Annotated in this window: 24 protein-coding genes and 2 tRNA genes; 13 read left to right on the top strand and 13 right to left on the bottom strand. The window is 67.9% G+C overall.

From position 1 onward, the window contains the following. Positions 1-81 precede the first annotated feature (81 nt). A complete protein-coding gene (locus GXN78_RS02410) occupies positions 82-993 on the bottom strand; it encodes a LysR substrate-binding domain-containing protein (protein ID WP_106553899.1) in 912 nt (303 codons plus the stop codon). Between the two features lie 192 nt (positions 994-1,185). Here GXN78_RS02410 and GXN78_RS02405 point away from each other — a divergent pair, with 192 nt between their 5' ends. Further along, the gene (locus GXN78_RS02405) at positions 1,186-1,863 is read left to right on the top strand and encodes a nitroreductase (RefSeq protein ID WP_106553900.1); all 678 of its coding nucleotides are present in this window, start codon (positions 1,186-1,188) and stop codon (positions 1,861-1,863) included. A gap of 45 nt (positions 1,864-1,908) precedes the next feature. Continuing rightward, on the top strand, positions 1,909-2,859 hold the full coding sequence (locus tag GXN78_RS02400) for a ring-cleaving dioxygenase (RefSeq protein ID WP_106553901.1): 951 nt from the start codon (positions 1,909-1,911) through the stop codon (positions 2,857-2,859). A 57-nt stretch (positions 2,860-2,916) separates the two neighbouring features. Here the strand turns inward: GXN78_RS02400 and GXN78_RS02395 are convergent, their stop codons facing one another. The 6 genes from GXN78_RS02395 to GXN78_RS02370 form a co-directional block, all read right to left on the bottom strand. Next, positions 2,917-3,522 carry a glutathione S-transferase family protein gene (locus GXN78_RS02395; RefSeq protein ID WP_106553902.1) on the bottom strand — a complete coding sequence of 202 codons (606 nt, stop codon included), beginning with the start codon at positions 3,520-3,522 and terminating at the stop codon, positions 2,917-2,919. A 66-nt stretch (positions 3,523-3,588) separates the two neighbouring features. Beyond that, positions 3,589-4,089, bottom strand: a complete 501-nt coding sequence (locus GXN78_RS02390) for an Ohr family peroxiredoxin (RefSeq protein WP_106553903.1) — start codon at positions 4,087-4,089, stop codon at positions 3,589-3,591. A gap of 223 nt (positions 4,090-4,312) precedes the next feature. Continuing rightward, entirely contained in the window at positions 4,313-5,677 is a 1,365-nt protein-coding gene (locus GXN78_RS02385) for a 3-deoxy-7-phosphoheptulonate synthase class II (protein ID WP_106553904.1), read from the bottom strand. Between the two features lie 706 nt (positions 5,678-6,383). Further along, a complete protein-coding gene (locus GXN78_RS02380; protein ID WP_106553905.1) occupies positions 6,384-6,860 on the bottom strand; it encodes an RES family NAD+ phosphorylase in 477 nt (158 codons plus the stop codon). Further along, positions 6,857-7,378, bottom strand: coding sequence for an antitoxin Xre/MbcA/ParS toxin-binding domain-containing protein (locus GXN78_RS02375; protein ID WP_106553906.1), 522 nt, complete (start codon positions 7,376-7,378; stop codon positions 6,857-6,859). The genes GXN78_RS02380 and GXN78_RS02375 overlap by 4 nt, the downstream gene beginning before the upstream one ends. Before the next feature lie 152 nt (positions 7,379-7,530). Further along, positions 7,531-7,607 (bottom strand) — tRNA-Arg (locus tag GXN78_RS02370). A 131-nt stretch (positions 7,608-7,738) separates the two neighbouring features. Here GXN78_RS02370 and GXN78_RS02365 point away from each other — a divergent pair. Next, on the top strand, positions 7,739-7,927 hold the full coding sequence (locus tag GXN78_RS02365) for a hypothetical protein (protein ID WP_146162941.1): 189 nt from the start codon (positions 7,739-7,741) through the stop codon (positions 7,925-7,927). A 315-nt stretch (positions 7,928-8,242) separates the two neighbouring features. Here GXN78_RS02365 and GXN78_RS02360 read toward each other — a convergent pair. The 3 genes from GXN78_RS02360 to GXN78_RS02350 form a co-directional block, all read right to left on the bottom strand. Next, positions 8,243-8,319, bottom strand: a tRNA-Pro gene (locus GXN78_RS02360). A 39-nt stretch (positions 8,320-8,358) separates the two neighbouring features. Next, entirely contained in the window at positions 8,359-9,063 is a 705-nt protein-coding gene (locus tag GXN78_RS02355) for a glutathione binding-like protein (protein ID WP_106553909.1), read from the bottom strand. Positions 9,064-9,162: 99 nt separating this feature from the next. Continuing rightward, a complete protein-coding gene (locus GXN78_RS02350; RefSeq protein WP_106553910.1) occupies positions 9,163-10,857 on the bottom strand; it encodes an FAD-dependent oxidoreductase in 1,695 nt (564 codons plus the stop codon). Positions 10,858-11,007: 150 nt separating this feature from the next. Here GXN78_RS02350 and GXN78_RS02345 point away from each other — a divergent pair, with 150 nt between their 5' ends. The 3 genes from GXN78_RS02345 to GXN78_RS02335 all read left to right on the top strand — a co-directional run bounded on the left by GXN78_RS02345 (position 11,008) and on the right by GXN78_RS02335 (position 14,597). After that, complete coding sequence (locus tag GXN78_RS02345) at positions 11,008-11,877, top strand: GNAT family N-acyltransferase (protein ID WP_106553911.1); 870 nt, start codon at positions 11,008-11,010, stop codon at positions 11,875-11,877. A 61-nt stretch (positions 11,878-11,938) separates the two neighbouring features. Continuing rightward, on the top strand, positions 11,939-14,128 hold the full coding sequence (gene ppk1 / locus GXN78_RS02340; RefSeq protein WP_106553912.1) for a polyphosphate kinase 1: 2,190 nt from the start codon (positions 11,939-11,941) through the stop codon (positions 14,126-14,128). 7 nt (positions 14,129-14,135) lie between these two features. After that, the gene (locus tag GXN78_RS02335) at positions 14,136-14,597 is read left to right on the top strand and encodes a histidine phosphatase family protein (RefSeq protein WP_106553913.1); all 462 of its coding nucleotides are present in this window, start codon (positions 14,136-14,138) and stop codon (positions 14,595-14,597) included. A gap of 34 nt (positions 14,598-14,631) precedes the next feature. Here GXN78_RS02335 and GXN78_RS02330 read toward each other — a convergent pair whose 3' ends face one another. Beyond that, positions 14,632-16,149: a Ppx/GppA phosphatase family protein gene (locus GXN78_RS02330; protein ID WP_106553914.1), complete on the bottom strand. Its 1,518-nt coding sequence runs from the start codon at positions 16,147-16,149 to the stop codon at positions 14,632-14,634. Positions 16,150-16,398: 249 nt separating this feature from the next. On the opposite strand from GXN78_RS02330, the gene pstS reads away from it, so the two are divergent. From pstS to phoR, 7 genes are read left to right on the top strand one after another with little or no spacing between them, the layout of a single operon-like run. After that, on the top strand, positions 16,399-17,436 hold the full coding sequence (gene pstS, locus GXN78_RS02325; protein WP_106553915.1) for a phosphate ABC transporter substrate-binding protein PstS: 1,038 nt from the start codon (positions 16,399-16,401) through the stop codon (positions 17,434-17,436). A 16-nt stretch (positions 17,437-17,452) separates the two neighbouring features. Continuing rightward, on the top strand, positions 17,453-18,526 hold the full coding sequence (gene pstC, locus GXN78_RS02320) for a phosphate ABC transporter permease subunit PstC (RefSeq protein ID WP_106553916.1): 1,074 nt from the start codon (positions 17,453-17,455) through the stop codon (positions 18,524-18,526). 55 nt (positions 18,527-18,581) lie between these two features. Next, positions 18,582-19,466: a phosphate ABC transporter permease PstA gene (gene pstA, locus GXN78_RS02315; protein WP_106553917.1), complete on the top strand. Its 885-nt coding sequence runs from the start codon at positions 18,582-18,584 to the stop codon at positions 19,464-19,466. A gap of 5 nt (positions 19,467-19,471) precedes the next feature. Further along, positions 19,472-20,254: a phosphate ABC transporter ATP-binding protein PstB gene (gene pstB / locus GXN78_RS02310; RefSeq protein WP_106553918.1), complete on the top strand. Its 783-nt coding sequence runs from the start codon at positions 19,472-19,474 to the stop codon at positions 20,252-20,254. A 10-nt stretch (positions 20,255-20,264) separates the two neighbouring features. After that, positions 20,265-20,966, top strand: coding sequence for a phosphate signaling complex protein PhoU (gene phoU, locus GXN78_RS02305; RefSeq protein WP_106553919.1), 702 nt, complete (start codon positions 20,265-20,267; stop codon positions 20,964-20,966). A 16-nt stretch (positions 20,967-20,982) separates the two neighbouring features. Next, complete coding sequence (gene phoB, locus GXN78_RS02300) at positions 20,983-21,675, top strand: phosphate regulon transcriptional regulator PhoB (RefSeq protein WP_106553920.1); 693 nt, start codon at positions 20,983-20,985, stop codon at positions 21,673-21,675. A 40-nt stretch (positions 21,676-21,715) separates the two neighbouring features. Beyond that, on the top strand, positions 21,716-23,056 hold the full coding sequence (gene phoR / locus GXN78_RS02295; protein WP_106553921.1) for a phosphate regulon sensor histidine kinase PhoR: 1,341 nt from the start codon (positions 21,716-21,718) through the stop codon (positions 23,054-23,056). A gap of 144 nt (positions 23,057-23,200) precedes the next feature. On the opposite strand, the gene GXN78_RS02290 is transcribed toward phoR, so the two are convergent. Together GXN78_RS02290 and GXN78_RS02285 are read right to left on the bottom strand one after the other, a co-directional pair. Beyond that, positions 23,201-24,541 (bottom strand): MATE family efflux transporter, encoded by a 1,341-nt coding sequence (locus tag GXN78_RS02290; RefSeq protein ID WP_106553922.1) that lies wholly within the window; start codon positions 24,539-24,541, stop codon positions 23,201-23,203. Beyond that, complete coding sequence (locus GXN78_RS02285; RefSeq protein ID WP_106553923.1) at positions 24,538-26,268, bottom strand: hypothetical protein; 1,731 nt, start codon at positions 26,266-26,268, stop codon at positions 24,538-24,540. The genes GXN78_RS02290 and GXN78_RS02285 overlap by 4 nt, the downstream gene beginning before the upstream one ends. Between the last annotated feature and the right edge of the window lie 17 nt (positions 26,269-26,285).

Raw genomic sequence — 26,285 nt, 5'->3', positions numbered from 1 at the left:
GGAGCGCGACGATAAGGCCGATCCGGCCTGGCTGGGGCTACCCTTGCAGGGACTCTGCGTCCAGCGTATTGGACGATGTCTTCAGTGCCCGCCGAAGTCCGTGACCTTCGGGATCTCGACAGCCAGGAAGTCCACCAGCGATCTCACCGCGGGCAGCAGTCCGGTGCGATAGGGAATGAGCGCCGACAGGCGGGCATCGGCCGCCATCCACCCCGGCAGGATCTGCCGCAACGAGTTCGCGGCGAGTTCGCTGCGGCAGATGTAGCCCGGCAGCGCCGCGATGCCGAGGCCGGCGCAGGCGGCTTCCTTGAGGGACACCAGGTTGTTGCTCTGGAAGCGCGGCGCCATCGGCACGACGAACTCCTTGCCGCCGGGGCCCTTGAGCTGCCACTGCACCGGCCCGTTTCGCAGGATCGAGATGCTCGCGTGGTGCAGGAGGTCTTCCGGATGCTGGGGCTCCTTCGTCTTCGCCAGGTAGGCCGGGCTGGCGAACAGGAACCATGGCACGCCCGCGATGGCACGCTGGACCAGCGTCGAGTTTTGCAGCGGCGTCGTATGCCCTCGAATGGCCAGGTCGAAACCTTCGCCGACGATGTCCACGAGCCTGTCGGTCGCGATCTCGACGATCTGGACCTTGGGGTATCGGTTGAGGAAGACCGGCAGCAGGTCGCGCAGCGCGAACTGCGCGATCTCGATGGCCGTCGTGATGCGGATGACGCCGCTCGGTTCGGCGAGGCGTTGGCGGATCGCCTCCTCGGCAATGTCGGAGCTGCGCAGCATCGCAATGGCGTACTGGTAGAACTCCTTGCCGATGTCGGTCATGCCGAACTGGCGCGAGGTCCGGTTGAGCAGCCGCACGCCCAGCGAGGCCTCGAGTTCCTGCACGCGGTGGCTCAGCGTGGACTTGGGCAGGCGCAGCGCCTGGCCGGCCGAGGTGAAGCCGCCGCGGTCGACGACCTGCACGAAGTAGTAGACGTCCTTGAGGTCGAGCATCGGTGCGTGTCAGGGGGATCGTGCCGAGCATACGCCGTGGCGTGCCGCTCTCGCCCATCGTCCAGGAATCCGCAACCTTGCGTGCAAGGCGCGCCGGCTTCTCAAGCGCAGTCGCCATTCCTACGATTCCCTCGCCAGGTCAACGCACCCGCCAACGACCGCCACCCCACCACCACGGATGGAGACACTGCAATGAATTCGCTCATCGACGAACTGATCTGCGAGCGCCGCACGAAGCGCGGCTTCCTCGACCGCCCCGTACCGCCCGAGACCGTGAGAGACATCCTCTCGGTCGCGAAGTACGCCCCCAGCTCGAGCAACACGCAGCCCTGGCGCTGCTACGTGGTCACGGGCGAGGCGCGCGAGCGCGTGACCACGGCGGCCGTCGAGGCCTTCCGCGCCGGGCCCGAGAAGCTCGCGCCCGAGTACCCCTTCTTCCCCCAGCCGCTGCACGACCCGTACTCGTCGCGCTTCAACACCTTCCGCGGCCAGCTCGGCGATGCGCAGGGCGTGCACCGAAGCGACAAGGCGGGCCGCATGCGCGACGTGGAGCGGCAGTTTCTCTTCTTCGATGCGCCGGTCGGCATCATCTTCACGATGGACCGCCGCCTGGAATGGGCCAGCTTCATCTGCTATGGCTGCTTCCTGCAGAACATCATGCTGGCGGCCAAGGGGCGGGACCTCGACACCTGTCCGCAGCAGATCTGGTCGCTGCAACACCCCGTGCTTCGCGCCGAGCTTCAGATTCCCGAGGGCGAGATGGTGATCGCCGGCATGTCGCTCGGCTATGCGGACAACAGCATGCCGGAGAACCGCATGGCGCTGCACAAGCTCGAGGTGGAGGAGTTCACCACCTTCATCGACGCCTGAATGGGCATACCGCCAATCAAGACACCCAACCAACAAGGACCCCGAATGTCGATCATCAAAGGCTTTCATCACCTGACCGCCTGCGTCAGCGGTGCGCAGGAGGACGTGGACTTCTACGTCAAGCTGCTCGGCCAGAGCCTGGTCAAGAAGACCGTGCTGCTGGACGGCGAGGACCCGATCTATCACCTCTACTACGGCAACCCGCAGGGCGATGCCGGCACGCTCGTCACCTCCTTTCCCTTCAAGCAGAAGGGCGTGCAGGGGCGGCGCGGCTCGGGCCAGATCCGGGTCATCAACTATTCCGTGCCGAAGGGCTCGCTGGACTTCTGGCGTGCGCGCTTCGCCGCGCACGGCATCGCCTTCGACAAGGAGGTGGTGGAGCGTTTCGGCGAAGAGCGCCAGCGTTTCCATCACCCCTGCGGCATCGAGTTCGACCTGGTCGCCTCGGACCGCGACCCGCGCGTGCCGTGCCTGGCCGACGACATTCCCGAGGCCTTCGCCATCCGTGGCGTGCACAGCATCACGCTGTCGCTGCGGGAGGTGGCCGAGTCGATCACCTTCATGCAGGAAGCGATCGACTTCCGCTACGCGGGCGAATCGGGCCGATACCACCGCTTCGAGACCAGCGACGGCGCACCCGGGACCATCGTCGAGTTCCTCCATGAGCCGGATCGCCTGCAGGGATCGTCCATCTACGGCGAAGGCACCATCCACCACGTCGCATTCGCGGTCGACAGCCAGGAGCAGCAGATGCAGATCAAGGACAAGTTGATGAGCATGGGCTACATCGATGCCTCCGAGTCGGTCAACCGCAACTACTTCCGCTCGATGTACTTCAAGATGCCGGGCGGCGTGATCTTCGAGGCCGCGACCACCGACATCGGCTTTGCCATCGACGAGGAGCCCGGTCACTTCGGCGAGGAGTTCCAGCTGCCCCCGTGGCTGCGGGATCGCAAGGACGAACTGCTGGGCCGCCTGGAGGCGATCTCGGTATGAGCGCGATCTTCGAACCCGCGAGCTCGTCAGGCGACGCCGCGGGCTGAGCCGCGCGGCCTACTCGCCGGGCAGCAGCGGCACCCAGCCGGGCTGCGCGGCGACGCGCCCCAGCCAGGCGCGGATGGCCGGATAGCGCGCCATGTCGTAGCCGCCCTGGCCGGCGAGCGACACATAGCATGAAGCGGCAAGGTCGGCGAGCGTGTAGCCTTCGCCGACCAGCCAGGTGCGCGGGGCGATCCACTGCTCGAGTTTTTCGAGAACGGCGTTGCCCTCCTTGTGGCATCGAGCGATGTCGTGCGTCATGGCGGCGGCCATTCCGCGCAGGTGGTACACGCGCGGTACCGCGATGGGCTTCTGAATGTCTGCCTGCTCGAAGAACATCCAGCCCAGCATTTCCGCGCGCAGGAATGGGTCTTCGGGGATGAAGCGGGTGCCCTCGGCCAGGTAGAGCAGGATGGCCCCGGATTCGACCAGGGTGCGGCCGTCCTCGAGCTCCAGCGCCGGCACGCGTGCGAAGCGGCTCTTCCGGCGGAAGGCCGGCTCGGCGGCTTCACCCTTGGCGAGATCGAGCGTCACGCGCTCGAACGGAAGCTCGAGCTGGCTCAGGAGGATGCGGACTTTCCAGCAGTTGCCCGAGTAGCGGCTGTCGTAGAGGCGCAGCATGCCCCATGATCCCGTATCCGGCCCGATGCTGGCAAGCCCGATGCCGCCGCGGCGGCCACGCGCGGTTCATGGTGCGAGCGCCACCGTGCTCTGGATTCCCTGGCGCGCCAGCTTGGTGTACGGACAGATGCGTTCGACGCTGCGCACGAGTTCCTCGGCCACATGCTTCTCGAGCCCCGGCAAGTGAACCCGGATATCGGCCGTCACCATGAACATGCCGTCGACCGGGTCGCGCCCGAAGGCGACGCTGACGCGAACCACGAAGTCTTGAACGGGGATCTGCAAGCGTTCGGCCAGCAGGCTGAGCGCCCCATGGAAGCAGGCCGCATAGCCCGCTGCGAAGAGCTGCTCCGGGTTGGTGCCGCCGCCGGGGCCACCCAGTTCGGGCGGGAGCCGGAGCGACAGTGCGAGGCTGCCGTCATCGGATCGGACCTCGCCGGAGGCACGCCCATGCCTTGCCTCTCCACCGCTGACGCTCACCGTGGTGGTGTAGAGCGGGAGGAAGTCCGGCCCGCGGAACTTGTCCAGCAGCTCGACCGGCGGCGGTTCCAGCGGCGTCGTGGTCATTTCAGCGCGGCGCCTTGGGCAGGTTGACGGGCTTGCTGCCGATGAGGCCGGTGCCTCCGATGGCGACGATCTTCATGTGGGTCCTTCAGGCGCCTCGAGGGGCATTGAGTTGGGAGTGGGCGCCGGAATGGATCGTAGGGTCGGGCGTGCGCCGCCGGTAGGGTCGCAGTGGGGCGCACGGTGTTTCATGGCGAGCACCAATCGCCGCCCGGCAGCCTTCGCGCTAGGCGCGCGAGCGCTTGAGCACGTCGGCGATGAGGAAAGCCAGCTCCAGGCTTTGCGATCCGTTCAGGCGTGGATCGCACGCGGTGCGATAGCGGCTGGACAGGCCCGCGTCGGTGAGCGCCTGCGCGCCGCCGCGGCACTCCGTCACGTCCTGTCCGGTCATCTCGAAATGGAGCCCGCCCGGATGCGTGCCCTGCTGCGCGTGCGCGGCGAAGAAGCCGCGCACCTCGCCGAGGATGCGATCGAAGTCGCGCGTCTTGTAGCCCGTGGAGGCGCTGACGGTGTTGCCGTGCATCGGGTCGCAGCACCAGACCGGCGTGCGCCCGGCGCGGCTGACCGCGTGCAGCAGCGGTGGGAGTCTTTCGGCGACCTTGTCGCTGCCCATGCGGGTGATGAGCACCACGCGGCCGGGTTCCTGGTCCGGGTCCAGCACGTCGAGCAGGTGCAGCACATCGTCCCCCGTGGCGGAGGGCCCCAGCTTGACGCCGATGGGGTTCTGCACGCCGCGCAGGTACTCCACGTGGGCGCCCGAGAGCTTGCGCGTGCGCTCCCCGAGCCACAGCATGTGGGCCGAGCCGCCATACCAGCGCTGCTGGCGCGCATCGAGGCGGGTCAGGGCTTCCTCGTAGTGGAGGTGCAGCGCCTCGTGCGATGTGTAGAACTCGACCGCGTGCAGCTGCGGCGCCCGCGTGGCGTCGAAACCGCAGGCTTCCATGAAGGCGAGGCACTGCGTGATCCGCTCGGCGAGTTCCTCGAAGCGCTCGCCCTGGGGACTGGAGCGGACGAAGTCCGCGGTCCAGCGATGCACTTCGTGGAGATCGGCGAAGCCGCCCTGGGCCAGCGCACGCAGGAGGTTGAGCGTGGCCGCGGAATGCGAATACGCGGTGAGGAGCCGGGCGGGATCGGGATGCCGGGCTGCCGGGCTGAACTCGCTGGCGTTGATGATGTCCCCGCGGTAGGAGGGCAGGGTCACGCCGTCGATGGTCTCGACGTCGGACGAACGCGGCTTCGCGAACTGCCCCGCGATGCGTCCCACCTTCACCACGGGGCATGCGGCGGCATAGGTCAGCACGACTGCCATCTGCAGGATCACGCGGAAGGTGGACTCCACGGGCTCGTGCCCGAACTCCTCGAAGCTTTCGGCGCAGTCGCCGCCCTGCAGCAGGAAGGCTTCCCCGCGCGCCACGGCAGCGAGGCGCTCGCGCAGCTGCGAGATCTCGCCCGGGAAGATGAGGGCCGGCAGCGACGCCAGGCGTTGCTCGACCTGCGCGAGTGCGCGAGGGTCGCCGTAGGCCGGCATCTGGAGCGCGGGGCGGTCGCGCCAGCTGGTGGGGCGCCAGTTCGCTTGGGCTGCGGCCGTCATGGCATGTTCTCCGCCGCGCCATGGCCGAGGCGGTCGGCGGCATCGGTGTTCACCGTCGTCTGGATTTGCGCGCGCATTCCGGCACTCCTTCTGCGTTGCCGCATGGTAGCCGCCGGTGGCCAGGACACGGAGCAGCGTCTGTTCCGCGACAAACTGCGCACGACGTCCCGGCTTTGAATAATACTTTGCACCTACAATCTGCCGCAGTGCAACATCGCGGAGGAGGCGAGTTGAAACGCAAAGCAGAAGCCTTCCGGGCGCCATCGGGAGCGGCGTCTTCGTGGGCTTCGGCGGTGCCCGTTTCGACCGGCACGCCTTACACCGTTTGGGTCTTGCTGGCAGCAACCGGCTACGAGGACCGCTCGCAACTGATCCAGCGGCACTGCCGGGTCGGCTCGACGGTTGCCCTTCGACGGGAACGGGATCACCCACACGATGGGGAGGCCATCGCAGCATGGTTGCGGTGCCCATCGCTGTTCGGGCTGTTGCCTCGCTGGAGAAGGATCGGTTACGTCAAGGCAAGCCACAAGGACCGCTGGGCCGCAAGACTCGACGAAGGGTCATTGCAGGTCGAGAGGGCCGTCGTTTGCAGTTGCTACGCACCGAGGGACTGCGAGGTGCCGCGGATCTCGCTTCAGATCGAGTTTCGGCATGTCTGACACGTAGATTTCGGTGCATCGCGGGCGGCAACGCGCGATCAGAGGGATCAACGGGGCCGGAAAAGCTTGTTGTACTCGAAGGGACGAACGACCTTGGCCTTGACTTTGACAGCATCCGGATGCGCCGGGTTGATCAAGGTCGCCCGCTCCTCAGGAACGATGACTGACGGCACCATCAGGATCGCGCTGCGCAGGGACTTGAGCCAATCGGAGCCGATTCCCGCGCTTGTGGCGCCCGCGGGGATCGCACTCCATGTGGGCGCAAGCGCATTGGGATCCAGTTCGGTGCGCTTGCGCCAGACCGCCAGCGGGACGTCAAGGCTAACGAGGAACCTGTTGAGAGGCAATCCGCCGTCATCGATGTGAGCGGCCGTCTCGAGGACAGCGATGGCAATGGTCGGGGCGGTGTATAGAACGGCCTGTCCGGATTCATTCCACCGCCCGGGGTTCTTCGCGGCACCGCCACCACTCACATCATCAGCCTTGTATTGCCGCGTCTCCGCGGCAATTCGCCACAAGATCATTGGTATGCGCCGCTTTCGATGGCGCCCAAGAGCTTAAGGACCACATCAAGTCCCGTGGGCGTGTCGAGCAGGGCAGAAGGCCTGCGACCGCCAAGTGCTGCTTGCGGGATTTCAAGCCACTGCCCAAGCCACTTTGCCGCATCGAAGTCCTTCGCCGCCGGCGACGTCGAGTTGGCAACGATTTCCTCGGCCTTTGCGATGAGCTTGGCCACGCCGATGGCGGCTTGTCCACCGCTACCTGAAATGACCTCACCCGCGGCAACCTTCTTTTCCGCGGTGGCCTTGGGCACCCCGATCATCTCGAACACATGAAGTTGGGGAATCTCCATGCGCTTTGACAGATCTCGCAGGAACTTGCCATCTACACCGTGTCGCTCGTACTCAACCAGTTGGTACGGCGTGGCGCCCGCGATCACTCGCACGAAGCTGTCGAGTCCCTTGTAGACGAGGGAGACTGCTGGAGGCCTGACGGCCCCGGACCGCTTGGATGCTTGGCGAAGAGTGTGAGTGGTGTTCATTGGTGAAGCCTGGATCGAGGCTGATTCTAGCCTCGATATAGGTGGCTTCGCGGACAATCGGATCCGACGTTGCAGTGGTGAGGGTGCGGGTCGGACGATTTCAAGCCGTTGGTGCGACCGCGAGGTAGAGGCTTCCCGCGTCGGCGAGGCGGTGGCCTGCCCGGAGGGGATCGAACCCCCGACATTCGGCTTAGAAGGCCGATGCTCTATCCAACTGAGCTACGGGCAGTGAGGAAGGTGCGCGATTTTACGGTGTGGCCGCGCGGCGTCGGCGGCCGCCGACATCGGGTGGGGAGTTTGCCCGAGACAGCCGCGCATCTATGGGCGCCAAGGTGGCGGTTTCAGATGGAGTTTCACCTCATGAGCACCAACACCACCCGAACCCCCAGCGAGGAGCCGGAGATCGGCTTCGAGGAATCGATCCCCCTGGACGGCCCGGATCCCGTCGGCGAGAAGATGATCGAGGAGCTGGGTGGGCGCGAGCCGGCCGAGAAGGAGCCGTCATCGCCGCCGCCGGAGCCGATGCCGGAGCAGTTGCCCGTCAGTTGAGTGGCTGTGGTGGCGGCTCGGCAATTGGAGTACCTTCCGCTCATGAGCACCAAGGCTGCGCGTCGCGAGTACCTTCAGGCGGTTGCCGAGTTCAACCTGGCTTGCCAAGATTTCTCCCGCGGGATGGATCGGGTGCTCCAGGCGGCACCGGCGCCCGTTGCAGCCCGCCTCTTCGGGCCCAGGAAGCCGGCGCGGCGCGCGCCTCGCGCCGCGCGAGTGGTCGAGCGCGCAAGGACGGCTTGAGAACGCAGGGAAGTTCTCTGCAAAGCAAAACGCCGGCACAGACTTGCGTCCATGCCGGCGTTCACTTTTTGATGGTCGGGGCGAAAGGATTCGAACCTTCGACCCTCTGCTCCCAAAGCAGATGCGCTACCAGGCTGCGCTACACCCCGACGAGCCTGCGATTCTAGCCTGCGCGGCGGGGCAGGCCCTCAGCGTCGCTCGTATTGCGTCTTGCCGAACAGCACCTCGCGCTCCTTGTCGCCGGTGATGGGCTGGCGCAGGTCCGCCAGCACCTTGACGCCGCGCTGCACGGCCGGTCGCGCGGCAATGCCCTCGAACCACTTCTTCAGGTGCGGGAAGTCCGTCAGCACGATGCCCTGGCCCTCCCAGTTGCGCAGCCAGGGGAAGATGGCGATGTCGGCGATGGAGTAGCTGTCGCCGGCAATGAAGGCGTGGTTGGCGAGCTGCTTGTCGATCACGCCGTAGAGGCGCCGCGCCTCGTTGCTGTAGCGGTCGATGGCGTAGGCGATCTTCTCCGGCGCGTAGAGCCGGAAGTGATGGGTCTGGCCGAGCATCGGGCCGACGCCGCCCATCTGGAACATCAGCCACTGCAGCACCTCGTAGCGCCCGCGGTCGTCCCTGGGCATGAAGCGGCCGGTCTTGCCGGCCAGGTAGACGAGGATGGCGCCGGACTCGAAGAGCGAGATCGGCTTGCCGTCCGGCCCCTCGGGGTCGGTGATGGCCGGAATCTTGTTGTTGGGGCTGATCTTCAGGAAGCCGGGCTCGAACTGGTCGCCCTTGCCGATATTGACCGGGTGCGCGCGGTAAGGCAGGCCGCACTCCTCCAGCATGATGTGGATCTTGTGGCCGTTGGGGGTGGGCCAGGAATAGACGTCGATGGGCGCTTGGGACATGCGTAGGGTTCCACGGATGAAAGACGGCCGGCCAGCATAGCGGCCGGTGGTCTTTCGTGCAGGGCGCTCCCCGGATGCCGGCAGCCGCCTTGCCGGATTTCAGGCGACCACGGCGCTGGGGGCCAGGTGCTTGTGGATCAGCGCGACCACCTGCGCGCCTTCGCCGATGGCGCCGCCCACGCGCTTGACAGAGCCCGAGCGCACGTCGCCCACCGCATACACGCCCGGCACGCTGGTTTCCAGCGCGGTCGAAGGGCGCGCAGGAAAGCCGCGGCTCGCGGCCTCGCCCGTGAGCACGAAGCCATGCTTGTCGACGGAGACGCCGCAGCCTTCCAGCCAGTCGGTTTCGGGCACCGCACCGATGAACAGGAAGATGTTGCGGGCCGGGCAGGTGAACTCTTCGCCGCTCGTTCTGCAGCGCCAGCTCGCGCCGTTGAGTCCCGAATCAGGCTCGCCATGCAGGTCGATGAGCTCGGTGTGGGGATGCAGCTCGATGTTCGGCGTGGCCTCGATGCGGTCGATCAGGTAGCGCGACATGGTGGCCGCGAGAGAAGGGCCGCGCACCAGCAGGTTGAGCTTGTCCACGTGCTGCGAGAGGAAGACCGCCGCCTGGCCGGCCGAGTTGCCGCCGCCGACGAGGGCGATCTCCTGCTGGGCGCACAGCTTGGCCTCCAGCGCCGAGGCCCAGTACCAGATGCCACGACCTTCGAATTCGCTCAGGCGCGGCACCTCGGGCCGGCGGTAGCGGGCGCCGCTGGCGATCACCACCGTGCGCGCGCGCAGGCGCCGCCCGTCCGAGAGGCGGACGATCAGCTCGCCCTTGCTGTCGGCCTGGCTGCAATCCATGGACGCGGCCTGGGCCGGGATCATCATCTCGACGCCGAACTTCTGGGCCTGCACGAAGGCGCGCCCCGCCAGCGCCCCGCCGGAGATGCCGGTCGGAAAGCCCAGGTAGTTCTCGATGCGCGCACTGGCGCCGGCCTGGCCGCCGAAGGAGCGGCAGTCGAGGACGATCACGCGCAGGCCCTCGGAGGCTGCATAGACGGCGGTCGCGAGGCCGGCCGGGCCGGCGCCCACGACCAGCACGTCGAACAGCTCGTCGTGCTCGACGGAATCGATCATGCCGAGGCAGCGCGCCAGGGCGCTCTCGCTGGGATCGGTCAACACCGAGCCGTTGGGGCAGGTGACCAGCAGTTCCGCGTCGGGATACTGTTCCAACAGGGCGCGGGCATCGCTGTCCTGTGTGGCGTCGACGACCTGGTAGGGATGGCCGTTGCGCGTCAGGAAGTTCTGCAGGCTCAGCAGGGCGGTGGACTGCGGCCGGCCGATCAGCACCGGCCCGCTGCTGCCCGATTCGATCAGCGCCACGCGGCGCAGGATCATCGCGCGCACCAGCCGCTCGCCGAGGTCGGCCTCGGCGATGATCAGGGCCCGCAACTGCTCGGGCGGCACCAGCAGGGTCGTGACCGCCTCTTCCGCGTGGCCGTCGACCAGGGAAGGGCGGCCGGAGAGTTGCGCGATTTCGGCGAGGAACTGGCCGTGGCCCTGGTGCCGGATCGGCACCACGCGTCCCAGCCCGTCGCGTTGCGTGATGGCCACGATGCCCTCGAGCACCACGAACATGCCGGGGCCCGGCTCGCCGGCAGAGAAAAGGCAGTCGCCGCGCGCGTAGTGCTGCACGCTGCCGAAGCGCCGGGCGCGTGCGATGTCGCAGGCGGTCAGCGTGGGGAACATCTGGTCGCGCCGGGTCTCGGCGATGCCGACGGGGGCGTCGGCCGTCATTTCAACGGACATGGGTGGAACTCCATCGCTTGCAAGGTTCAGCCGTTCGGCATTAGACGCCCAAAGTTTGGCCCTTGAGCGACACGTCATGCAACTGCCATCGGAGTGACACGCGTGTTTCATTGCGTGCTCACAGACTTCGTCGGCAGAAAGGGTCCCCGCATGAAAGAACTGCCCACGCCGACGTTTCCGTTCTCGCAACTGGGATTGCGTGCCGCCCTGTGGCCCGCCCCGGTTCGCACGCCGGCGACCGTTCCCGTTCCTGCCGCACCCGTCACGCTGCCCGAGGCGATCGAGCCCGGCCGCGGCGGCATCAGCGTGAGCTGGGCGCGCCACCAGGACGACGTGCGCGCCGCGCAGCGCCTGCGCCATGAAGTGTTCGCCGGCGAGATGGGCGCGCGCCTGAACACCACGCTCGAAGGCCACGACGTCGACCTGTTCGATGATTTCTGCGAGCACCTGCTGGTGCGCGACGAGGCCACGCGTCAGGTCATCGGCACCTACCGCGTGCTGACGCCGGCCCAGGCCCGGCGCGTGGGCAGCACCTACAGCGACACCGAGTTCGACCTGACGCGCCTGCGCGACCTGCGCGAACGCATGGTGGAGCTGGGCCGCAGCTGCGTGCATGCCGACCACCGCCAGGGCGGCGTGATCCTTGCGCTGTGGGGCGCGCTCGCGGCCTTCATGAACCGCAACAAGCTCGACACCATGATCGGCTGTGCCAGCATCCCGATGTGGCACAACGGCGTGACCAGCGGCGATGCCGCTGCCAGCATCTGGCGCCAGCTCTCGGGCACGCACATGGCGCCGATCCAGTACCAGGTCCAGCCGCGGCTGCCGCTGCCGGTGCATCGGCTCAACGGCGACCTGGACATCGAGCCGCCGGCCCTGATCAAGGGCTACCTGCGACTGGGTGCCAAGGTGCTGGGCCCGCCGGCCTGGGACCCGGACTTCAACACCGCCGACCTGCCCATGCTGATGCGCATCGACGACCTGCCGGCGCGCTATCGCAAGCATTTCCTGGGCGATTGACAGCCGGGAAAGAGCGTCACACAGTTGTCATGCAAGTGTCACGAAGGTGTTTGACACTGTCATGTTCTCGCATGCGACCATTCCTGTGCCCGTTGTTCCAGACAATTTCGCTTCTCCTCCCGTCCTCGCCGACAGCCCGCCTGTCGTCGCGGAACCCTCGCTGACGCTGCTCGATCGCGACCACAGCATCCTGGCCTTCAACGAGCGTGTGCTCGACTGGGCCTATAGACCCGAGGTCCCGCTGATCGAGCGGCTGCGCTACCTGTGCATCGTCTCGTCCAACCTCGACGAGTTCTTCGAGGTGCGGATGGCGCCTCACCTGGCCGCCAATACCGCCGGCGACCGCAAGGGCAACTACACGGTCGACTCCTTCGCTCGCCTGGCCGAGGCGGCGCATACCTTGGTGGGCCGGCAGTACGCGCTCTACAACGACGAACTGATGCCGACCTTCGCGAAGGAAGGCGTCCATGTCATCTCGCACGGCGAGCGCAATGCGGCGCAGCGCAAATGGGTGAGCGACTATTACGAGCGCGAGGTCCGGCCGCTGCTGATCCCCGTCGGGCTGGACCCGGCCCATCCCTTCCCGCAGGTCGCCAACAAGTCGCTCAACTTCATCGTGCGCCTGGGCGGCAAGGACGCCTTCGGCCGCGAGAACCCGATCGCCATCGTCAAGGTGCCGCGGGTGCTGCCGCGCATGATCGCGATGCCGGGCCGCGTGTCCGGCGGCAAGAGGCTCTTCGTCGCGCTGTCGAGCATCGTGCGGGCGCATCTGCAGAGCATGTTTCCGGGGCGCGAGGTGGGCGATTTCTCTCAGTTCCGCGTCACGCGCCATTCCGATCTGGCGGTCGACGAGGAAGACGTCAAGAACCTGCGCACCGCGCTGCGCCAGGGGCTGCAGCACCGGCACTTCGGGCAGGCGGTGCGGCTGGAGGTGTCGGCCAGTTGTGCCGAGTCGCTGGCGAGCTTCCTGCTCGCGCAGTTCGATCTGCCGCCGGAGGCGCTCTACCGGGTGCACGGGCCGGTCAACCTGGCGCGGCTGACGCAGCTGATCGACCTGCTGGAGGAGCCGCAGCTTCGCTTCGCCCCTTACCAGGCCTCTTACCCGATTTCGCTGTCGCCGGGGCAGTCCTTCTTCGAGCGGCTGCAGGCCGGCGATGCAATGATCCACCAGCCCTTCGAGAGCTTCGAGGGCGTGCTTGCCTTCCTGCGCGAGGCGGTGCAGGACCCGCAGGTGCTCGCGATCAAGCAGACCATCTACCGCACCGGCGCCGATTCCGAGCTGATGGAGCTGCTGCGCGAGGCGGTGCGCCGCGGCAAGGAAGTCACGGTGATCGTGGAACTCAAGGCGCGCTTCGACGAGGAAGCCAACATCAACTGGGCCGAGATGCTCGAGTCGATCGGCGCCCAGGTGGTCTATGGCGTGGTCGGCCTCAAGACCCACGCCAAGATGCTGCTGGTGACGCGGCGCGAGGGCAAGCAGATGCGGCGCTACGGCCACCTGTCCACCGGCAACTACAACCCGCGCACCGCGAGGCTCTACACCGACATCAGCCACCTGACGGCCGATCCGGCGCTGACGGCCGACATGGAGGCCGTGTTCGTGCACATGGCCAGCCAGAGCCGGCTGCCGAAGCTCAACCGCATGTGGGTGGCGCCCTTCGATCTGCACCGCAACCTGGCCGCGCGCATCGACGCGCTGGGCGCAGCGGCCGCGCGCGGCGTACCCGCGCGCATCGTCGCCAAGATGAATGCACTGACCGACGAGGCCCTGATCGCCTCCCTGGTCGCCGCGGGCCGCAAGGGCGTGAAGATCGACCTGATCGTGCGCGGCGCCTGCACGCTGCCGGCCCTGGTGCCGGGCCTGACCGACAACATCCGCGTGCGCTCGGTGATCGGCCGCTTCCTCGAGCATTCGCGAGTCTTCTATTTCCGCGAGGGCGAGGACGAGGCGCTCTACCTGTCGAGCGCCGACTGGATGAACCGCAACATGATGCGGCGCATCGAGCTGGCCTGGCCGGTGACCGACCCCGTGCTGCGCCAGCGCCTGATCGACGAATGCCTGGTGGCCTATCTGCACGACGGGCGCGATGCCTGGGACCTCGGCGCCGATGGCGCCTACCGCCGCGTGCACCACGACACGCACCAGGGCGAGGAGGGCGCGCCGCGTGCCGTCCAGGCGCACGGTGCGCAGACCGCGCTGATGGTCCGCTACTCGTCGCGTGGCCGCAGCCGCGCCGCCACGCGAGGATGAGGCGCGCATGGACCTGATCTTCTGGCGCCATGCCGAGGCCGAGGACTGGACCGAAGGCTGCGACGACATGCAGCGTTCGCTGACCCAGCGCGGCGAAAAGCAGGCCAAGCGCATGGCGGCCTGGCTGGACCGGCAGCTGCCCGAGGGCACGCGCGTCGTCTGCAGCCCCGCGCGGCGCTGCGAGCAGACGGTGCTGGCGCTGGGTCGCAAGTACAAGCTGCGCAGCGAGCTCGCGCCCGACACCACGCCCGATGCGCTGCTGGGCGCGGCCGGCTGGCCCAACGGCAAGTCGGTGGTGCTGCTGGTCGGGCACCAACCCTCGCTCGGCGAGGCGATCTCGCTCTTGCTCGGGCTGAAGCACGACAGCTGCCCGGTGCGCAAGGGCGCCGTCTGGTGGATCCGCACGCGCGAGCGCGACGGCGACGTCCAGACCGTGGTGGTGACGGTTCAGTCGCCCGAGCTGCTTTAGGCGGGCGGGCGGCGCCCACCGCCCTGGCGGGCGCTCAGCAGCCTTCCAACTGGACCCGCCAGGGGGTCTTCTGCCAGGCCAGCACTTCCTCGCGCAGCAGATGCGCCGATTGCGGATAGCTCTCGGCCCAGCCGCTGCGGCAGCCGAGCACGAAGAAGCGGCTGTCCGCCCGCGCGAGACGCAGGCCGTCCAGGTCAGGGTCGCGCCGGGCATGGCACAGGATCACCGCCAGCCGCAGTGCCAGCAGCTGGGGCACGAAAGTCTCGTCGTCCAGCGAACCTTCGAGCTTGCGCAGCTTGCCCCGGTGGCCCAGCACCAACTGGCTGAGCCAGTGCATCTCGTTGACCGCGAAGCCCGGCGCGTCGCAGTTGTCCAGGATGTAGGCGCCGTGCTTGTGGTATTCGCTGTGGGAGATGTGGGTGCCGATCTCGTGCAGCTGCGCGGCCCAGCCGATCTTGCGCAGCGCCCGGCCCGCGCGGCTGGTGGTGCTGGCGCCGCGCGAGGCCGGCTCCAGCTGCAGGAACAGCGCCGCGGCCGTCTCGCCGACCCGCCGCACCTGGGCGGTGTCGGCGACGAAGCGGCTGGCCAGGCGCGCCACCGTGCTGGCGCGCAGGTCGGCGACGCTCTCGTCGCGCTCCAGCAGCTCGTACAGCACGCCGTGGCGCAGGGCGCCCTGCGCCACCCGCATCTCCTCGATCTCGAGCAGGTCGAAAACGGCCCGCAGCACGCTCACGCCGCCGCCGATCACCGCCTTGCGGTCTTCCCGCATGCCCTCGATGCGCAGGCGATCGGCGCTGCCGGCCTTGAGCAGGCGCTCGACCAGCCAGTCCAGCCCTTCGCGGGTGATCAGGCCCGGCTCGCCGCCGGCGGCGGCCAGCACGTCGCCGACCGCGCCGATGGTGCCCGAGGCGCCGTAGGCCACGTCCCACTGGTCGGGCACGTAGGTGCCGAGCGCGTCGTCCAGCACCGCCTTGGCCGCGACCTCCGCGGCCCGGAAGGCGGCGGTGGCGAACTGACCCTCGGGAAAATGCTTCATCGACCAGGCGACGCTGCCGACCCGGTACGACTCCATCACCTCGGCCTCCAGGCCCTGGCCGATGATCATCTCGGTCGAGCGGCCGCCGATGTCCACCACCAGCCGGCGTTCGCGGCTCGAAGCATCGGTATGGGGCAGCAGGTGCGCCACACCCTGATAGATAAGGCGGGCTTCTTCGCGGCCGGTGATGACGTCGATGCCGAAGCCCAGGATGGTGCGCGCGCGCAGCAGGAACTCGTCGCGGTTGCGGGCTTCGCGCAGGGTCTGGGTGGCCACCACGCGGACCTGCGAGCGCTTGAAGCCCGCCAGCCGTTCGCCGAAGCGCGCCAGGGCGTCCCAGCCGCGCTGCATGGCTTCGGGCGTCAGGTTGCGGGCCGCGTCCAGGCCGTTGCCCTGGCGGACGGTTTCCTTCAGGTATTCGGCGCGTTGGATCTGGCCGTGGTCGACGCGGCCGATTTCGAGCCTGAAGCTGTTCGAACCGAGATCGACCGCGGCGAGGCGGGTTCCGTTTTGCATGTCGAGATGGGAGAGGCCGGGGCCTGATCGTAACGTCGCGGCCGGCCGGCGCCGCGTAGGCAGGCGCCGCGGCACGCTCCCGAGGCTAGGTGTGGACCATGACGGTTGTGTGACATCGTCATAGAATCCGCGGCCCAGCACGGCCGTTTTCCCTCTGGAGAGGGTGTCACATTGATGTCACACAAGCTTCCTAGAGTCGCTGCCAAGTCCCCGGCAAGGGGGTTCTTTGCACATCCAGAAGGAAGCTTCATGAAAACGACGTTCAAGTTTGCAGCCGCCGGCCTCATTGCCGCGGCCCTGGCCCATGTCCCCGCTTTTGCCCAGGAAGCCACGGGCGCAGGCGCAAGCTTCCCGGCTCCGCTGTATTCCAAGTGGGCTTCCGATTTCAACAAGGCCACCGGCGCCAAGATCAACTACCAGTCGGTCGGTTCCGGCGCGGGCATCAAGCAGATCGACGCCAAGACGGTCGATTTCGGCGCTTCCGACATGCCGCTGACCGATGAAGACCTCAAGGCCAAGGGCCTGCTGCAGTTCCCGACCGTCATCGGCGGCGTGGTCCCCGTGGTCAACATCCAGGGCATCAAGGCCGGCGAGCTCAAGCTCAGCGGCCAGGTGCTCGGCGACATCTACCTGGGCAAGATCACCAAGTGGAGCGACCCGGCGATCAAGGCGCTGAACGGCTCCCTCGCGCTGCCCGACGCCGCTATCGCCCCGGTGCGCCGCGCCGACGGTTCCGGCACCACCTTCCTGTTTACCAACTATTTGAGCAAGGCCAACCCCGACTGGAAGGCCAAGGTCGGCGACGGCACCGCCGTCAACTGGCCCACCGGCGCGGGCGGCAAGGGCAACGAAGGCGTCGCCCAGTTCGTCAGCAAGCTGCCCAATTCGATCGGCTACGTCGAGTACGCCTACGTCAAGCAGAACAAGATGACTTATGCGCAGATGCAGAACGCTGCCGGCAAGTTCGTCTCCCCGGACGATGACGCCTTCAAGGCGGCCGCCGCGGGCGCCGACTGGTCCAAGACCTTCTACCAGGTGCTGACCAACCAGGCCGGCGACCAGTCGTGGCCGATCACCGGCGCGACCTTCATCCTGATGCACAAGACCCAGGACAAGCCGGCCCAGGCCACCACCACGCTCAAGTTCTTCGAGTGGGCCTACAAGAACGGCGACAAGACCGCCGGCGACCTGGACTACGTGCCGATGCCCGAGAAGGTGAAGGGCGCCATCGCCACCGCCTGGGGCGAGATCAAGGACGCGTCGGGCAAGCCCGTCGTCGCCAAGTAAAGCGAGCCGGCGCGTCATGAGCAGCACCCCGCTCGAGCACGCGCCGAATTCGGAGCGACCTGTGTCATCCACTTTCCCCGCTGCCGCCAACCCCCTCGACCTCCCGGCCGAGGGTGCGCGCACATCCACCAGTCCGCCCCCTGTCAGGAAGCCGCGCACCGGCGCCATCGCCGACCGCCTGTTCGGCCTGGCGGCCAAGGGCGCCGCGCTGCTGACCCTGGCGATGCTCATCGGCATCCTGCTGTCGCTCCTGGCAGGTGCCTGGCCCGCGATCGCCAAGTTCGGCGTCGGTTTCCTCACCAGCAGCGTGTGGGATCCGGTCCAGAACGAGTACGGCGGCCTGGTGATGATCTACGGCACGCTCGCCACCTCGCTGATCGCGCTGATCATCGCGGTGCCGGTGAGCTTCGGCATCGCGCTGTTCCTGACCGAGATGTCGCCGGCCTGGCTCAAGCGGCCGCTCGGCACCGCCATCGAGCTGCTGGCGGCCGTGCCCTCGATCGTCTACGGCATGTGGGGCCTGCTGGTGTTCGGCCCGATCCTCTCGACCTACGTGCAGCAGCCGCTGCAGAGGCTGTTCGACGGGGTGCCTTACCTGGGCGCGCTGGTGTCCGGCCCGCCGGTGGGCATCGGCATTTTGTCGGCCGGCATCATCCTCGCGATCATGATCATCCCGTTCATCGCCTCGGTGATGCGCGACGTGTTCGAGGTCACGCCGCCGCTGCTCAAGGAGTCGGCCTACGGCCTCGGCTCCACGACCTGGGAAGTGGTGTCCAAGGTGGTGCTGCCCTACACCAAGGCCGGCGTCATCGGCGGCATCATGCTCGGCCTCGGCCGGGCCCTGGGCGAAACCATGGCAGTTACCTTCGTGATCGGCAACACCAACCAGCTGAACTCGCTCTCGATGTTCGAGGCGGCCAACAGCATCACCTCGGTGCTGGCCAACGAGTTCGCCGAAGCCGGCGCTGGCCTGCACCAGGCCTCGCTGATGTACCTGGGCCTGGTGCTGTTCTTCATCACCTTCGTGGTGCTGTCGCTGTCGAAGCTGCTGCTGCAGCAGATGCAGAAGAGCGAGGGCAAAAAATCATGAGCCGCCGGGCCGTTCCCAAGGCGAATACCGCAGCGCGCAGCGCGGAGGTTTTTCTATGAGCACCGCGGAGAAGCTTCTCAGCGCCCAGGCGCTCAACGAGACGCGCGCGGCCAGGTTCGCCAGCCGCAAGCGGGTCAATGTCATCGCGCTGTCGCTGTCGCTCGCCGCGATGGCCTTCGGCGTGTTCTGGCTGGTCTGGATCCTCTGGGAAACGCTGCGCCTCGGCGTCGGCGGCCTGGCGATCGCGACCTTCACCGAGATGACGCCGCCGCCCAACGAGGCCGGCGGCATCGCCAACGCGATCTTCGGCTCGCTGGCGATGGTGGCGATGGCGACCTTCGTCGGCACGCCGATCGGCATCATGGCCGGCATCTACCTGGCGGAGTACAACCCCAAGGGCTGGCTCGCGAGCGTCACGCGCTTCGTCAACGACATCCTGCTGTCGGCGCCGTCGATCGTGATCGGCCTGTTCGTCTACGCGATCGTGGTGGCCTACTTCAAGTCCTTCTCGGGCCTGGCCGGCGCGATGGCGCTGGCGCTGATCGTGATCCCGGTCGTGATCCGCACCACTGAGAACATGCTGCAGCTGGTCCCGCCCGGCCTGCGCGAGGCCGCCTACGCGCTCGGCACGCCGAAGTGGAAGGTGATCATGAGCATCACGCTGCGCGCGGCGCGCGCCGGCGTGGTCACCGGCATCCTGCTGGCGGTGGCGCGCATCGCAGGCGAAACCGCGCCGCTGCTCTTCACGGCGCTCAACAACCAGTTCTGGACCGCCGACATGACGCAGCCGATGGCCAGCCTGCCGGTGACCATCTTCAAGTTCGCGATGAGCCCGTACGAGAACTGGCAGCAGCTGGCCTGGGCCGGCGTGTTCCTGATCACCGTCGCGGTGCTGGCACTCAACATCCTCGCTCGCGTCCTGACGCGCAACAAACTCTGAACATCATGCCTTCCACCATCGCTGCACAGCCGTCCCGCGCGAAGATCTCGGTCAAGGACCTGAACTTCTACTACGGCAAGTTCCACGCGCTCAAGGGCATCAACCTCGAGATCCCCGAGAACAAGGTCACCGCCTTCATCGGCCCTTCGGGCTGCGGCAAGTCGACCCTGCTGCGCACCTTCAACCGCATGTTCGAGCTCTACCCCGAGCAGCGCGCCGAGGGCGTGATCTCGCTGGACGGCGAGAACCTGCTGACCTCCAAGCAGGACGTGGCGCTGATCCGCGCCAAGATCGGCATGGTGTTCCAGAAGCCGACGCCGTTCCCGATGTCGATCTACGACAACATCGCCTTTGGCGTGAAGCTGTTCGAGAACCTGAGCTCTTCCGAGATGGACGACCGCGTCGAGTGGGCGCTCAAGAAGGCCGCGCTCTGGACCGAGGTGCGCGACAAGCTGCAGCAGAGCGGCTCCGGCCTTTCGGGCGGCCAGCAGCAGCGCCTGTGCATCGCCCGCGGCATCGCGATCAAGCCCGAGGTTCTGCTCCTCGACGAGCCCTGCTCGGCGCTGGACCCGATCTCCACGGCCAAGATCGAGGAACTGATCGCCGAACTGAAGAACGAATACACAGTGGTCATCGTGACCCACAACATGCAGCAGGCGGCGCGTTGCAGCGACTACACCGCCTACATGTACCTGGGCGACCTGATCGAGTTCGGCGCCACTGAAGAGCTATTCTTCAAGCCGAAGCGCAAGGAGACCGAGGACTACATCACCGGCCGTTTCGGCTGAAAGGGGCGTCATGACCGAAAAACATCTTTCCAGCCAGTTCGACAGCGAGCTGAACGCGGTCTCCTCGCGGGTGATGGAGCTCGGCGGCATGGTCGAGTCCCAGATCAGCCAGGCCGTGTATGCGCTGGCGCAGTTCGACACGGAGTCGGCCGACCGGGTGATCGAGACCGAGGTTCGCGTCAACGCGATGGAGATCGAGATCGACCGCGAGCTGTCCTCGATCATCGCGCGGCGCCAGCCGACGGCGCGCGACCTGCGCCTCTTGATCGCGATCTCCAAGACCACCGCCAACCTCGAGCGCGTGGGCGACGAGGCCAACAAGATCGCGCGCATGGTCAAGTCGATCATCGAGAGCGGCTCGGCGCGTGCGCTGCCTTCCACCGAGCTGCGCATCGCGGCCGACCTGGCTTCGGGCCTGCTGCGCAAGGCGCTCGACGCCTTCGCGCGCCTGGACACCGCCGCCGCGCTGTCGATCCTCAAGGACGACGACCTGATCGACAAGGAGTTCGACGGTTTCGTGCGCAAGCTGGTCACCTACATGATGGAAGACCCGCGCACCATCTCGGCCAGCCTCGACCTGCTGTTCCTGGCCAAGGCCATCGAGCGCATCGGCGACCATGCGAAGAACATCGCCGAGTTCATCATCTACATCGTCAAGGGTGCCGACGTGCGGCACACTTCGATGCAGGACATCGAGTCGGCCCTTCAATAGGCTTTCATTCCGATCAATGAAGAAACCCCGCGTCCTGATCGTCGAAGACGAATCCTCGATTGCCGAGCTGATCGCCGTCAACCTGCGTCACAACGGCTTCGAGCCGATCTGGGCCGAGGACGGAGCGGCAGCGCAGCGCGAGATCGATGCCTACCTGCCCGACCTCGTGCTGCTCGACTGGATGCTGCCGGGCCAGAGCGGCCTGCAGCTGGCACGCCAGTGGCGCAAGGACCCGCGCACCAAGAGCATGCCGATCCTCATGCTGACGGCGCGCGGCGACGAGCCCGACAAGGTCGCCGGACTGGACGCCGGAGCGGACGACTACATCACCAAGCCCTTCTCCACCCAGGAGATGCTGGCCCGCATCCGCGCCGTGCTGCGGCGCCGCGCGCCGGAAGTGGTGACCGAGCGCGTCGAGATCGGCGAGCTGGCCCTCGACACCGCGACGCACCGCGTGACCTGGCAGGGCATGCCGTTGAAGGTGGGGCCGACCGAGTTCAAGCTGCTGGGCTACCTGATGCAGCACGCCGAGCGCGTGCACAGCCGCGCCCAGCTGCTGGACAAGGTGTGGGGCGATCACGTCTACATCGAGGAGCGCACGGTCGACGTGCACGTCAAGCGCCTGCGCGAATCGCTCGGCCCCGCGGCGCCGATGGTCGAGACCGTGCGCGGCGCTGGCTACAGGCTGACGTCCCAGGTCACGGTGTGAAGGGCTCGCCGGCGGGGGCCCCGCGGCACAATGGGCGGGCATGCCGTTTCGTATAGCAACTTTCCTGGCAGCCTCGTTTCTCGGGGGCGCCGCGGTCGCGGCAGTGGCCGGACTTCATTACCTGTGGCTGGGCGCCTGGCTGGGCGCGGTGCTGTGGCTCGGACTCGATGCCTGGCGCGCCCAGCGGCTGCTGCACGTACTACGCAACGACGCCAACGGCCTGCCGTCGCGCGGTCCCGGCGTCTGGGGCGAGCTGGCCGAGCGCATCCGCAAACTGTTGCGCACGCGTGAACAGCAGGCCCGGCAGGCCGAAGACCGGCTGCAGGAGTTCCTGGCGGCCATCCAGGCCTCGCCCAACGGCGTGGTGCTGCTCGACGAGCAGGGCCGCATCGAGTGGTGCAACCAGACCGCGGCCGGGCAATTCGGCATCGATGCCGAGCGCGACCTGCTGCAGCATCTCTCGAACCTGGTGCGCGATCCCGCCTTCGTGGCCTACCTGGCCTCCTGGAACTACAGCCGCGACGTGGTGATCGATGCACCCTCGCAGATCCACTCCCATCGCGGCCATCCGGTGCGGCTGTCGGTGCAGGTGCATCCGTACGCCGGCAATCGCCGCATGCTGCTGACGCGCGACATCACAGCCCTCGAGCAGGCCGAGGCAATGCGGCGCGACTTCGTCGCCAATGTCTCGCACGAGATCCGCACACCGCTCACGGTGCTCGCCGGCTTCGTCGAGACGCTGCAGAACCTGCCGCTCGATGCCGAGGAGCGGTCCCGCTACCTGGCGCTCATGGGACAGCAGTCGCACCGCATGGAGACGCTGGTCAACGATCTGCTCACCCTGTCGCGCCTGGAGGGCAGCGCCGCGCCGCCCGCCAATCGCTGGACCCGCATGCGGGCGCTGATGGCGCAGTGCGAAGACGAAGGCCGCGGGCTGTCGACCCGTCTGACCTCGCAGGGGCACAGGCTGAGCTTCGAGATGGATGCCGATTCCGAGATCGCCGGCGCGGCCACCGAGCTGCAAAGCGCGATGTCCAACCTGCTGAGCAATGCCATCCGCTATACGCCCGGCGGCGGCGAAGTGGCAGTGAGCTGGCGCCTCCTGCCCGACGGGCGCGGCGAGTACGCGGTGCGCGACAGCGGGCCGGGCATTGCGGCGGAGCACATCCCGCGTCTCACCGAGCGCTTCTATCGCATCGATCGCAGCCGGTCGCGCGAGACCGGCGGCACCGGCCTGGGGCTGGCGATCGTGAAGCACGTGGCGCAGCGCCACGGGGCTGAGCTGCGCATCGAGAGCACTGTGGGGAAGGGTTCGCGCTTTGCATTGATCTTTCCGGTCACGCGGCTGCGGCAGGCCGCCGTGCTCAGCGCCGTCGCATGAGAAGGCGTGAACGAACCCGCCATGCCCGCTCATCCTGCCCAGGCGCACCCACTCTGCGTTGCAAATGCTCGCCGTAGCGGAAGCTACGGCTGCGCTTTGCGCTTGATTGGGCACGCCCGGACAGGCTGCTCGGGCACGCCGGATTCATTCCCGCCTTCTGAGCGTCGACCACAGCACCGCCAGCAGCAGCGCGGCCGCCAACGCGAGGGCCAGCGCGCTCATCAGCCAGAAGGCCAACGGCGACTGCATCGCCGGCCAGGGCCCGATGCCGCGATAGGCCAGCATGTAGCTGCCGCCCAGTCCCACGCCCCAGAGCAGCGTGCAGTACAGCACCAGCGGCATCACCGTCACGCGGTAGCAGCGCAGCACGAAGACGCACAGCGTCTGCACGGCGTCGGCCAGGTGGTAGGCGGCGGTTGCCAGCAGCAGCGTGGCGCCGAGCGCCACCACGGCGGGATTGGCGGAATAGATGGCTGCCAGCCGCCAGCGTAGCAGCGCCATGGCGGCGGCGAACAGCAAGGCGCCGAGCACGGCCAGCTCGAAGCCGCGGGCACAGGCGCGCCGTGCCAGCGTGGCGTCGCCGGCGCCGAGCCAGAAGCTCACGCGCGCGCTGGTGGCGATCGAAAGCGACAGCGGCACCATGTAGGCGACGGCCGTGAGGTTCGATGCGATCTGGTGGGCCGCAGTGGCGGCGGTGCCCAGGCGCGCGATGAACAGCGCCATCAGCGTGAAGGAGGTGACCTCGACCAGCACGGCGAGCCCGGCTGGAACGCCGAGCCGGGCGAACTGGCCGAGTTGATGCCAGTCGGGCGCCTCGATGCGGCGCCAGATGTGGTAGTCGCGGTAGAAGGGCCGGCTGCGCAGCAGCCAGGCCGCGCAGGCGAGCATCGCCCAGTTCACCGCCAGCGTGGCCCAGCCGCAGCCCACCAGGCCCAGCGCCGGCAGGCCGGCGCCGCCGAAGGTGAACCAGATCGACAGCACCAGCTTCGGCGCCAGCGAGGCCACCTGCAGCCAGGTCACCAGCTGCGGCTTGCCCAGGCTCTGGTTGAGCGTGCTGAACAGGCGGAACAGCAGCGCCGGCGGCAGCGCGAAGGCCAGCACCTGCAGATAGGCTTCGACGTCGGCGCGCATGGCCTGCGGCACCTCGGCCCAGCGCAGCAGCGGCGCGGGGAAGAACAGGATCGCCATGCCGAGCGCAATCGCGAAGCCGCACAGGTAGAGCGCCTGGCGCACGGAGCGGCCGACCTCGTCCGTGCGCTGCGCGCCGTGCAGCTCGGCCCAGATGGGCAACAGCGCCTGCAATACCCCCAGCAACGATACGTAGACGCTGACGAAGATGGCCGAGCCTACCGAAAGTGCCGCCAGCGCACCCTCTGCGTAGCGGCCGGCCACGATGGTGTCGGTTACGCCGAAGGCCATCACGGCCAACTGGCCGGCAAGCACCGTCGCCGCGTGGCGCGCAATGACCCGCCGTTCGCTGCTCAAGGCGCGGTTCTTTGGTAGAGCAGCAGGTCGTCGCTCGGACTGGTGGGGCGGCGCAGGGTGCCGATAAGACGCCAGCCCTCGAGGTTGACCAGCGTGTGGAGGCGCCCGATGGCCTCCGGGCTCACCACCAGCCAGGGGCAGCTCGGGCCGCCCAGCAGCGGCTGCAGGTTGATCTGGCCGTGGTGGCGCAGGGCCGCGATATGGGGCCGGCCGAGCGCCAGCTGGGACACGCAGCTCGGCTGGCCGACCCGTTCGGTGATGGCGCGCACCTGCGGCGCGTAGCTGCGTGCGTAGTCCAGCAGCGGCAGCCACAGCGTCATCACCAGCATCCAGCACAGGGCCGCGCCGCCGGCCGGCAGCACCAGGGTCTTCCACAACGCGGCGCGGTGCCGGCCGGTGCGCCAGCGCACCAGCCAGGCCCAGGCCAGCGTGGCGGCGATGGCGAAAACCAGCGCGGTGGCCGAGAAGTGGGGGACGAAGCCGGGGGCCAGCTTCGCCACGTTGGCGGCCGTCTTCGCCGGAAAGCCGGTCTGCATCGCGACCCAGATCACCCAGAAGACGATGGCCCAGACGCTGAAGAAGAGCAGCGTGAACCAGTCGATCAGCGCGGCGACGCTGCGCCTGAAGGTCGGCAGGGCGAAGGCCGCCAGCGTCGCGAAGGCCGGCAGGGCGAGCAGCAGCGAGCGCTCGGAAAAGCTGGTGGTCCAGGTCGCAGCCAGCGGCACCACCGCGAACCACAGGGGCAGCGCGACGTGGCGCGCCGTCAGCTGCCGGCGCCAGCGCCAGAGGGTCCACAGCGCGAGCGGCCAGGCCGGCCAGGTGAACCACAGCAGGAGCCTGGCCTGGCTGCGCAGCTCGCTCCAGACGCGCGTGCCGGGCTGGCTGCCCGGCAGCTCGATCTTCCATTGCAGCAGGCCGAGCCAGGCGGCCAGCAGCCCGGCCAGCAGCGTGGCGCCGAAGATCGTCCCGATCGCCGCTGCGGAGTAGTCGGGTTCCTCGTCGTACGTTTCCTCCCTGGCGCGGCGCCGGCGCTCCACGGCCAGGAAGATCACGCAGCCGATGCCCATCGCCAAGCCGACGGTGGGGCCGCCGCTGAGCGTCATGCCGGCCGCGCCGACCACCAGGGCGATGATCGGGCCGACGCGGTGGTAGGGCAGGGCCACGACGCCGTAGAACAACTGCGAGGTGAAGAAGAGCTGGGCCAGCGCCGGCGTGGTCTCGTGCCCCAACTGGGCCAGGCCCAGGGAGGCGATCAGCGCCAGCAGCGCACCGTCGGCGATGGCGCGGGCGTAGTCGGTGGGGCGCGCCTCGCCGCCGAACGCAAAGGCCACGGGTTGTGCCTGGGTGGTGCGCGCGAGGTAGTACGCCGCGTACCAGGTGGCTGCGAAGGTGCCCCACAGCAGCAGCGCGAAGGCGATGCGGACCGCGAGGTCTGGATGCACCCAGGCGGGCGCGATCTTGATCGCCCAGGCGCCGATCCAGTAAGGGATCAGGGCCGGCGTCTCGGGCCGCAGGCCCAGCAGCATCGGATCGAGCCAGCGCGCCAGGCCCTCGGTGCTGCGCGCGAGTTCGGCCATGTAGCCGAAGGAGACGATGTCCGCGCTCTTCCAGGGGCCGCGCCCCACCAGGCCGGGCATCAGGTAGGCCGCGCACAGCAGTATGAGGGCGATGCGCGGCAGGCGCCGCACGGCACTCTGGGCAACGATCGCTGGCGTCGGCTGGTTCAACGGGAAGAGGGGCTGGG

Origin of the sequence: Variovorax sp. WS11, assembly GCF_010499245.1 — a bacterium.
Taxonomy (GTDB): Bacteria; Pseudomonadota; Gammaproteobacteria; order Burkholderiales; family Burkholderiaceae_C; genus Variovorax.
This window is presented reverse-complemented; position numbering and strand designations above follow the sequence as displayed.